Origin of the sequence: Fluviibacterium sp. S390 (genome assembly GCF_049800695.1) — a bacterium.
GTDB lineage: Bacteria > Pseudomonadota > Alphaproteobacteria > Rhodobacterales > Rhodobacteraceae > Meridianimarinicoccus.
This window is the reverse complement of the sequence record NZ_JBNAFN010000045.1, coordinates 1-10,001: the sequence shown is the minus strand read 5'-3', so window position 1 is coordinate 10,001 and position 10,001 is coordinate 1. Positions and strand designations below refer to the sequence as shown.

The 10,001-nt window shown below is 55.1% G+C and carries 7 protein-coding genes; 6 read left to right on the top strand and 1 reads right to left on the bottom strand.

Annotated features, from left to right (window positions below):
* Both ACP15K_RS19895 and ACP15K_RS19890 read left to right on the top strand, forming a co-directional pair.
* A partial coding sequence (locus tag ACP15K_RS19895) for an integrase core domain-containing protein (protein WP_424991422.1) occupies positions 1–220 on the top strand: 220 nt, incomplete at its 5' end.
* Positions 217–1,911: an AAA family ATPase gene (locus tag ACP15K_RS19890; protein WP_424991421.1), complete on the top strand. Its 1,695-nt coding sequence runs from the start codon at positions 217–219 to the stop codon at positions 1,909–1,911. The genes ACP15K_RS19895 and ACP15K_RS19890, both read left to right, overlap by 4 nt.
* 21 nt (positions 1,912–1,932) lie before the next feature.
* On the opposite strand, the gene ACP15K_RS19885 is transcribed toward ACP15K_RS19890, so the two are convergent.
* Positions 1,933–4,827, bottom strand: a complete 2,895-nt coding sequence (locus ACP15K_RS19885; RefSeq protein ID WP_424991420.1) for a UvrD-helicase domain-containing protein — start codon at positions 4,825–4,827, stop codon at positions 1,933–1,935.
* 528 nt (positions 4,828–5,355) lie between these two features.
* Between ACP15K_RS19885 and ACP15K_RS19880 the strand changes: the two genes are divergently transcribed.
* From ACP15K_RS19880 to ACP15K_RS19865, 4 genes are read left to right on the top strand one after another with little or no spacing between them, the layout of a single operon-like run.
* Positions 5,356–6,144: an ArdC family protein gene (locus ACP15K_RS19880; protein WP_424991419.1), complete on the top strand. Its 789-nt coding sequence runs from the start codon at positions 5,356–5,358 to the stop codon at positions 6,142–6,144.
* Positions 6,144–7,550, top strand: a complete 1,407-nt coding sequence (locus ACP15K_RS19875; protein WP_424991418.1) for a tyrosine-type recombinase/integrase — start codon at positions 6,144–6,146, stop codon at positions 7,548–7,550. Before ACP15K_RS19880 ends, ACP15K_RS19875 begins: the two co-directional genes overlap by 1 nt.
* Positions 7,547–8,911: a tyrosine-type recombinase/integrase gene (locus ACP15K_RS19870; protein WP_424990673.1), complete on the top strand. Its 1,365-nt coding sequence runs from the start codon at positions 7,547–7,549 to the stop codon at positions 8,909–8,911. The genes ACP15K_RS19875 and ACP15K_RS19870 overlap by 4 nt, the downstream gene beginning before the upstream one ends.
* Positions 8,908–9,906 carry a tyrosine-type recombinase/integrase gene (locus tag ACP15K_RS19865; protein WP_424990672.1) on the top strand — a complete coding sequence of 333 codons (999 nt, stop codon included), beginning with the start codon at positions 8,908–8,910 and terminating at the stop codon, positions 9,904–9,906. Before ACP15K_RS19870 ends, ACP15K_RS19865 begins: the two co-directional genes overlap by 4 nt.
* Positions 9,907–10,001 lie beyond the last annotated feature (95 nt).

Here is a 10,001-nt window from a genome sequence, read left to right as displayed (position 1 = left end):
TCCCGGTAAGCCAACACAGAACGCTTTCATTGAAAGTTTCAACGGCAGCTTCCGGGACGAATGCCTGAACGAAACGCTGTTCTCGTCGTTAGCAGACGCCCGATTAGAGATCACCAAGTGGAAGGAGGACTACAATCAAAACCGGCCCCATTCATCACTGGGAAATCTCACGCCCAACGAATTTGTGGCCAAAATCACGTTGCAAAAACTGGCCGCATGAAGCCACAAATCAATACGCGGATTCTCCTAAAATCTGGAGGAGAGTTGGGTCTCAGGTCAGAAGACCTGAAAACCTCCCAGAGCAGGACAGATATTAGCGCGCTGAAATCGCAACTTCGCGAACTTAATATAGAGATCGTTGAACTTGAAGGGCAGGCTGCCCCCGATACAAAAGCGCGTCTCCGCGAAGAACTCGACCAGCTCAAAAAAGAGTATAACGTCCTAGAAAAATCTAAACCCAAGGTCGTAGAGAAACCTGAAACAGAAACAGACGAGCAGCGTGCAATTACGGAGCAGATCGAAAAAACACGGGAGACCCTTGCCGAAATCACAACAAGAGGAAAGGAAGCCGTTGAGAAACTTTCGACACTCAAGGGTGATCTGGTTGATCTTGGCGGATTGAAGGACTCCCTTGCGAGCCTCAATTCTAGAGTAACCGATGGGAAAGAAGAACTTAGACCGGTCTGCAAGCGTTTCGGGCTTGATATTGATGCTATTGTCAGATTCAAAGTCGATACGTCGAGCATTGATGGGAAGATCAGCACCGCGCAGGCAGAGGCTAAATCTCTAGAAGCCGACGAAGGCAATGACATCTCTGACGAGACCGACCTTAGCACACTCAATAGCGTCCCGGCGCTCAGAAAAGCCCATAAATTCCTAACAGACAAACTTGCCGGATTGCAGGAGACCCTTTCAGCTCCTCAAAAACGCTATCAGCGATATATTCAGGCCCTATCCGAGGTCACGGCAAAGATGTCTGAGTTGATGGGAGAGGAAGAAAATCCAAAGCCTGGCACTATCAAATACATCGAAGCTCGTATCAAATACATCGAAGAAGAGCTCTCAGCCAAACTTGAGGATAAGTACGTGGCGCGGGATAAGCTCTCTCGCTCAATATTCAAAGCAAAGAAAAAAGTCCGAGAGTTTTATGAGGGCTTGAAGAAGAGCGTTGAAAAGAAACTGGAGCTCGTTCGCAAGAACGAACATGGAATGGTCGTATTCGACGTGACTATTGATGCTTCCTTCGTTCCATCCCACGAATTTACCGATCAGTTTTTCGACTTGGTGAACCAGAGTGCCAGCGGACCTTTTCGTGGCTCGGCACAAGGACGTGCAGAATTGGACGCACGCACGTCTGAAGTTGACTGGAACGATGAAGAAAGCGTTCTCGCCTTTGCCAAAGGGGTCGTTGCAGCAATTAAGGAGGATGATGTTAGAAAACAGGTCAAGGACGTCAAACGTCTGTACGACCTTCTGTTCTCTTTCGAGTACTTCTCTGCGCGCTACGAGCTGCGGCTTTCAGGAAAGAACCTGAATCAGTTATCTCCCGGAGAGAAAGGGCTCTTGCTACTGGTGTTCTACCTCCACCTGGACATGGAAAAGACACCGCTGATCATCGATCAGCCTGAAGATAATCTCGACAATGACAGTATCTTCAGTGTGCTGGCCCATTGCATCCGGCAAGCCAAGAAAACCAGACAGGTTATCCTGGTCACCCACAATCCCAATCTTGCCGTCGGCGCTGACGCCGAGCAGGTTATCTATGTTTCGCTCGACAAAGCGGATAACTACAGGTTCGCACACAAATCAGGCTCTATAGAGAACCCGAAGATCAATGATCTGATCGTCAAAATCCTTGAAGGATCACGACCTGCGTTCGTGCAAAGGCGACTGGCCTACCAAATCGAATAATGGCTTTGCAGCCGCGCAAACTTACTTTTTTCGCCTACTTTTGGTCTTTGGAAGTTGGCGCTTGCCCGTGCACGCTGGGTACCTGATACAGCTCAGAAATTTTCCGTACTTACCTCGGCGTTCGACGAGCCAGCCTTCGTCACATTCTGGGCAGACAGGGAATGTCGCGCCGCAACTGCACGTAAGCTGTTTTGGATTGGTGGAGTCGTTCGTTGGCAAGTCCTGGCCGCACGCGCTGCACGGGTTCATTGTCTCTCCGCATAACCGTCCATGCTCACAACTGAAGAACGTTCGCCCCTTCTTTGTGGTCTGTGTCAACATTCGACCGCCGCATTGCCCGCAGCGGTGTTCTGCTATTCCAGAAGTTCCAAGTTGGCGGAGTTCATATGCAGGGTCTGCGAGCAACTCGCAAACAAACACCGAAGGTTTCTGACGGTCCGCAAGGATCGTGACACTTTGGCGAGCGCGGGTAAGAGCAACATAAAACAGCCGTCTCTCTTCAGCGTGATCGAACTTCTCCGGTTTGGGTAAAACCAAATCCAGAAGCGGATCATCGACAATCTCTGACGGAAAACCCATCGTGTCATTTTCCGCACGCAAAATGATGACATGATCGGCCTCTAAACCTTTCGAAGCGTGAACAGTCATGAAGCGAATGGATAGCTTTGGGTGGGTTCGGTTCAGCGCGCCCAGGCTTTTCGGCCTGAGGAAGTGATACCGCCCAAGTAAGAGGACGCTTGTTTCCTTTGAGGCGGCTTGCGCCAGTTCATCGAGAGTTTCTCTAAGCGCCGCGTCATGGTGCCGTCGCTCATAGTGTCTAACCTTGATTGCCGGTTCATCCGATGAGGAAGCGGTGATGACCTTCTTTTCGATCTGCGACGGGTTTTGGAGAACGAAACGACGCGCAGGCAGCGCAATTTTATCGACGCTGCGAAAGGTGCGACCAAGATCGACATTGCGATGCATATCCCTCTTGCCCGCGAATGCACCGCCAAATTCGTGACCAAAGTCTCGCATCAAGTGAATGTCCGATCCCGTGAAGCGGTAGATGGATTGCCAGTCATCACCGACCGCAAAAAGGCGTGCGTCATCGTGCTGCGCCTTGAGCGCTTTCAACAGACGCGCACGGCCTTCGGATATGTCCTGAAACTCATCTACCAATAGATGTCGATACGGGCTCTTGTAGCGACCTGCTTCAACATGTTCAGCAGCTCGAACGATCATATCTTCAAAGTCGATACGATCTTCTAGGCGCTTTTGATACGCTTCAATCAGTGGCTTGAAGATTTTCAGGAATGCTTTGCTGCGCGCGGTATCGGAGGAGTCGTCACTGCGCGCCTCGCATTGCCCAATCGTAGTTCCCGAACTTTTGAAATGGCGGAGGAAAGTTGCAAGGGTTTGCGTGAATGCATCGACTTGACCGAGTTCGGTCAACGTGTCGAATACTTGGTCCTGAGAAATCGGTTTCAACGATACATACGGCGCAATTTTCTCCGCAAGTGCCTCTGTCAAACGTCCTTCAACTTGCTCATAGCTGAAAGTTTCGATCAGAATTGTCTCGTTTTCCCGATGGACTTTTCGCTTCCACGCCATGTCTTCAAGATAGCGTTCGCGATCAACATGCGGCGCGGTGACGAGGCGCGTTTCTCCTTGCGAGCCTTTCGCCTTTCGCACACCAAAATGCTCGATGTAAACGCCGCTTTCGGTCAGCCGAAAATCGGGCGTATATACCCGGCGGTCATTGTCTGGCAGCTTGTGCTCATAGGTGGGTTCGTACTCGTAGGCGATGCCATTGAGGTGCAGCCAGTTGGCAATCTGCAACTCTTCGAAACTCTTCACGCGATCACCGCCTAGTGTGCGGAGATCATGCGACTCGACGTATTGGTAATACTCACTCTTGGTCTTGAAATCCCACTCGCTCTTGAATGGCCAATAGAACTCGGAGAACCATTTTAGCAGTAGTGATTTAAGGCCGCCGAGCCGTCCGACATCATTGATCAAAATATCGCGCAAAAGCGCGCGGAACTGAGCATCATCACTGGCATGAGCCGCAAGGGCTGGCGCGCTGCCTTCAACCGCTCCGATAATGTTGTAGCCAAGCGCATGGAAGGTGAGCGCATCAACGCTCGCCCCCGAACGTTCTTTGATGCGCGCTGCCATCTCAGCGGCTGCATCTTTGCCGAAGGCCATGAGCAGAATTTCATTCGGCTCACGTATTTCCCTTTCGATGAGATAAGCGGCTTTCGCGACGATAACGCTAGTCTTTCCTGATCCTGCGCCCGCGAGGACGAGGGATGCATCTTCATCCGTTACCACGGCAAGGCGTTGCTCAGGTGTGAGGGGATTTGACTCGATTGTGTCGAAGAACTCTTTCTTCGCCTTGAGTTCAGAATCGACGAAGCGGTTGATCGCTTCATCGCGTAAGCGGTGTGGATCGCTCGCAAACCCCCGAACTGTGTCGAGGAGTTTCTTTTTGTCTTCGGCCAGTGCATCCTCCGGCATGCCTTCAGGCAGTTTGCCCAAAAGAGCTGTCGCGCGTTTCCAAAAAGGGTCGAGCAAACACGCCGATGGATACCGCCTTGGGTCTTCTAAGCGCGCAATGGCTTTCACAAGGGACTGAAACTCTTGCTCAGACTCATCGATGATCGCGCCGTAGTAGCTGTGCATGGCCGTTCGGGCAGAAGCGATTAGTTTTGCAATCGCATTGCTCTTCAGGCCGACGATCTTGACGTCAGCGCCACCCTTGAGCGGAAAACATGCCGCCGAGAAACCTAGAGCCTTCGTTTCCTTAGGCGACCCAGCAAGCTCGGAAAACGCTAGACGCTTGCCGCCCTTGCCAAAGAGGGTGAAGCCATCTTCTGTTTGTTCCACACCCCAATAGCCGTGCCCAAGCGGACGCAAAAACAATCCTGCCATCTGGCTACGTTTGACTAGCGTTGCAGACGTTGAGCCCATCGTTCAGCAACTGGCATTAATTTGTTGAGAGAGCTTTTCAGCGGCTTCAACAATTGTTTTTTTAAGGGCGCGGATATTCATGCTTTAACAAGGCCTTTCAATTGGTTTGATGATATCAATGCTGTCGTAATTTACAATGTTTACAGAGTGTTATTGACATTTCAGTGTCTCGCACCTTTCAGGCCGGGCTGTCGTGAACCGAGCCTGTAGTCTCGGCCATGCGGCTTCCATCCCTTGCGCGGATTAGGCCAGCCCAGGGCTGACTGTTTTTCTTTCTTGTGGGGCCTGCGGCCCCGTCCTCCGTCAAGACCAAGCCCTCCGCATGTGCTGCGGGCGTAGCCAGCGGTCTCCCCGTCCTTCCGCACCTTGTTTGTGCAGAACGGGTGATCCCCCTCCGCTGGCCACGGTCTTGACGGTCTCCCCCCGCTCATTGGCGCGGGCCTAGTCCGGTTGCATGCGCAACCGACTAATCCATGAAGGGAAAAGCCAATGAAACAAGATGTTTATCAAAAAGTGACTGACAAGATTATTGCCGATCTGGAACAAGGCGAGCTGACATGGCTCAAGCCTTGGTCATCGGACAATATGGACGGGCGGATTGTCAAACCGCTGCGTCACAACGGGATGCCCTATAGCGGCATTAATGTGCTGATGCTTTGGGGCGCTGCCATTGAAGGCGGGTATCTTTCGCCGTTCTGGATGACTTACCGCCAAGCCAAGGAATATGGCGCGAATGTTCGCAAGGGCGAGCGCGGGAATTTGGTGGTTTATGCCAACACAATCACCAAGACCGAGGAGCAGGACGACGGCAGCGAGGAAGAGCGCAAAATCCCGTTCATGAAGGGGTACAGCGTTTTCAACGTTGAACAGATCGAAGGACTGCCCGAGCAATTCTATGCCAAGCCCGAGCCGGTGATTGATACCGCAGAGCGGATCGAGCATGCGGACGCATTCTTTGCAGCAAGCGGTGCCGATGTTCGCCACGGTGGCAATCGCGCCTTCTACTCTGGCGGAAGCGATCATGTGCAGATGCCGCATTTTGAAGCGTTTCACAGCCCCGAGGCATATTATGCGACCTTGGCGCACGAGTTGACGCATTGGACAAAGCACCCCAAGCGCCTTGATCGTGAGTTTGGCCGGAAGAAATGGGGCGATGAAGGCTATGCCCGCGAGGAGCTTGTCGCCGAGCTTGGCGCAGCATTTCTTTGCGCTGACTTGGCATTGACACCGGAGCCCGGCGAAGATCACGCCGCCTACATTCAGAGCTGGCTTCGCTAATGACGAGCTCGTCATTATTTCAGTTATCGCGAGGAGGGCATAATGCGGAGGAGAATTTCGTAGCCCGTTTGATTTCAATGTGTTGGGTCGTGGCTGTGCCGTTCTTGCTGCGCATTATTTCAGGCTGGATGTTTCTTGGGTTGATCAATCAAACCAAGGAGGAATCGATGTCCCAATCGCCTTTCAAGGAAATTTCAGAACTTCGCGGCACGCTGCGCCGGCAGCGCTATAGTCCAACTGTCATTCACAATTATTGCCTCTACGCGGGTCAATTCCTCGCTTACCTGGAAGAGCATGCGATTGACCTGCACGACGTCACTCCGGAACTTGTCGCCGAATATCTGCGCTACGCGGTCCGGCAGTTTCAAATGGACCGCGGGCGCGCACCGGGGTCCAGCTGGGCATCGATACCGCGGTCGGGGATTTACGCTTTGCTGCGCTCCGCTCTGCCGAAATGGCCGCCGGCTCTGCCTGCTGCAAACGAAGCGGAGCGTCTCACCCGCGAGGTTTGCGACCAATATGAGCGATGGCTGCGACACGAACGCGGTTTGGCCGAGCCTTCGATCACGGCGCTGATGTGGGAGGCGCGCCACTTCTGCAAATGGCTCATCCAGCGATACAGAAAAGCCGATTTTGCCGATCTGAGCGTGCGCGACATCGATGCTTATATGGATATCAGGGCGCCGGGCCTGACACGCAAATCGCTCAAGGATGTCGCCGAACGGTTACGCGGCTTCCTGCGACATTTGCACCGGAGCAAGCTGCATGCGGACGATCTCTCGGGTCATGTGATTGCCCCGCTTCTCTACGCCCATGAGGGCATTCCGTCGATCCTGACCGTCAAACAGATCGCGGCGGTTCTTGAGCTTGCGGGGCAGGACAGCTCATCCTTGGGGTTGCGTGATCACGCGATCCTGCAGCTTCTTGCCAACTACGGCCTTCGGTCCGGCGAGGTCGGCCGCCTGCAGATCGAGGATATCAACTGGCGGGCGGATACTCTTCGGGTGCAACGCTCCAAGACCAATGCCACGGCTATGCTGCCCCTGATGGAACCCGTGGGGGAAGCGATCCTGCGTTACTTGCGGGACGGCCGTCCGGACGCGGATGTCCGCACCGTATTCCTGCGGAGCCGTGCACCCTATCAGTCGATGAAGGCGGGCGGCCTCTATGGTGTGGTCAAACGGCGCCTCGCTGCCGCCGGAATTGAGCTTGCTGGCAAGCGCGGGCCGCATATCTTTCGCCATGCCCGTGCGGTCAGCATGCTGAGGGCATCCACCCCGCGCAAGATCATTGGCGATGTACTTGGCCACCGATCCCCGGAATCGACAGCGCCCTATCTGAAGCTCGCCACCGAAGACTTGCGTTCGATTGCCATCAACCTTCCAGACCGGGAGGTGAGACAATGAGAGGTTGGCCCGAGGATGGCGATGAGATCATCGAGCACTACATCGCCCGGCTTCCATTGAACTGCGCGATAACGCCAATCTACTATCGGCAAGCGCTGAACAGCTTCCGGCAGGCGGTGTTGCGGTTTGGCGCAACCGGCCGGCAAGCACTTGAATACTGGTTGCGTGAGCGCGGTGAGGTTTGGGCCCGCTCAACGGTGCTGCACCGCGCCCGGATTGTTGCCCGCTTCCTCGATGCCCTGGCGCATGAAGGAAGGATTGGGAGCAATCCGATCTCCGACCTTCGCCGTGACTATAATGCCCACAGTGACACGGGCGTAATACGGGCTTTGATGGCCCCTGATCCCAATCAGGCACTCGAGGCGTTGCGGCAACCTCGACCGTTCGAAAGTTCATTGGGAGAGCTGATGCGCAACCATGTCGAGCGGATGCAGCGCCGAGGTTACCGGTATGAGGCGGCCGACGTCATTTGCCGCCGGTTCGACCGCTTTCTGCAGCAAAGGCCCGATCTTGATGGCAAGCCGTTGGAGACGCTGCTTGCGCAATATCGCCAGACAAAGTCCAATGTAAATCATCCTGTCGAATGCGAGAGACTGGCACGTATCCTGAACAAGGCACTGTGTCATGACGACCCAACTCGCCCCAAACGGCGACCGAATAACCGGCCCGAAAAACAAGTCGTGCGCAGCTGGCGGCGTCCCTATATCTACAGACCCGAGGACATCCAGCGGTTACTGGCAATTGCCCGGACCTACCCATCGCCGCGCGCGCCCTCGCGTCCGATCAACCTCTACACGATGTTGGTTCTGGCCTATTGCGCCGGGCTGCGAATCGGCGAGATCGCAAGGCTGACGCTTGGCGACATTGACATGCAGGCCGGAACAATCGCGATCCGGGAGACGAAGTTCTTCAAGTCCCGCATTCTGCCGCTGTCGGACAGCGCGATGGATGCTCTGTGCGTGCTTCTCGAAGCGCGGCAGAAGGCCAAGGTCTCTCGCAGCCCAGACGCCGGTTTGTTCTGGCACGATCAAAAGAACCGCTATTACTGTCGGGCAACTATCAGCACCCACCTTGTTGCCATTCTGCGCATGGCTGGTCTCAAACCGGCCACGGGCAAGACCGGGCCGCGCATCCATGACCTGCGACATACCTTTGTCGTTCACCGGATCCTCGAGTGGTACCGACAAGGTGTGAACCCGCAGGAAAAGCTGCCGTATCTTGCAACATATCTCGGCCACCGCGATATCAACTCCACGCTGGTCTACATCACGGTGACCCAGGAGCTGCTGTATGAAGCGAGTGAGCGGTTCCGGGCCTTCACCTCGCCCGGCAACGCTGAACCGGCGGAGGTGGCACCATGAAATCTGATCCGCTCCCCCAATTGCTGCGCATGTTCTTCACTGACTGGATGGTCCAGCAACGCAACGCCTCTGTGCATACCATCAAGTCGTATCGGGACACCTGGAGGCTCTTTCTGCAATTTGTCGCGGCCCGGCATGGCAAGCCGGTTGTTCGCCTAGCGCTGAGCGAATTGACCGCGGCGAAGGTCATCGCCTTCCTGCAACATCTTGAGGTCGAACGCGGTGACACAATCGGCACCCGGAACTGCCGCCTCGCCGCCCTGCGCAGCTTCTTCGGCTTTGTGGCAACGCGCGAACCGGAGTTCATGGCGCAATGCGCGGAGGTTCTGAACGTGCCGACGAAAAAGGCACCGATCCGCGCGCCAGATTACCTCGAACCCGAAGAAGTGCAGGCGATCCTGGCTCAACCCGACCGCTCCACGTTGATCGGCCAGAGGGACCATGTCTTGCTGTCGCTGCTCTACAATACCGGCGCGCGCATCCAGGAAGCGCTTGATCTTCGCCCCCAGGCGATCAGGTTCGATGCTCCGGCCTGCGTGCGATTGTACGGAAAAGGCCGGAAAGAACGGATCAGCCCGCTTTGGCCGGAAACGGTCGCCTTGCTGAGGTCGTTGCTTGAGCGAATACCGAGGCCGGCCGATGAACCTCTCTTCGTAAACCGCTACGGCAACCCTCTCAGCGCCTCGGGCGTTCGGTTCAAGCTGGCGGACTATGTCAGGGCGGCTGAAAAGACCGCGCCGACGCTGGCGAGAAAACATGTGACGCCGCATAGCTTCCGGCACGCGACGGCCGTACACTTGGTCGCCGCCGGCGTCGACGTCACGGTCATCCGAAGCTGGCTGGGTCATGTCAGCCTTGAGACCACCAACCACTATGCACAGGCCAACTTGGAGACCAAACGGAAAGCACTGGAGCGGGTCGAAAGACCAAAGACCGATAGTCCGCCATCATGGCGGCGCGACCAGGGCGTGCTCGACTGGTTGGATACGCTCTGACGCGCATCAAAAATTATGCGGAGGAAAGTGAACAGACCGCCAGGGAAACAAAGGCATTGGCGGACTTCCTCCGCATTATGCCGTCCTCGTGATAA

What these genes read in the sequence shown, in the direction of transcription:
- ACP15K_RS19890 (WP_424991421.1), top strand. Translation starts at nt 217, where the DNA reads ATGAAGCCACAAATCAATACGCGGATTCTCCTAAAATCTGGAGGAGAG.
- ACP15K_RS19885 (WP_424991420.1), bottom strand. Translation starts at nt 4,827, where the DNA reads ATGGCAGGATTGTTTTTGCGTCCGCTTGGGCACGGCTATTGGGGTGTG.
- ACP15K_RS19880 (WP_424991419.1), top strand. Translation starts at nt 5,356, where the DNA reads ATGAAACAAGATGTTTATCAAAAAGTGACTGACAAGATTATTGCCGAT.
- ACP15K_RS19875 (WP_424991418.1), top strand. Translation starts at nt 6,144, where the DNA reads ATGACGAGCTCGTCATTATTTCAGTTATCGCGAGGAGGGCATAATGCG.
- ACP15K_RS19870 (WP_424990673.1), top strand. Translation starts at nt 7,547, where the DNA reads ATGAGAGGTTGGCCCGAGGATGGCGATGAGATCATCGAGCACTACATC.
- ACP15K_RS19865 (WP_424990672.1), top strand. Translation starts at nt 8,908, where the DNA reads ATGAAATCTGATCCGCTCCCCCAATTGCTGCGCATGTTCTTCACTGAC.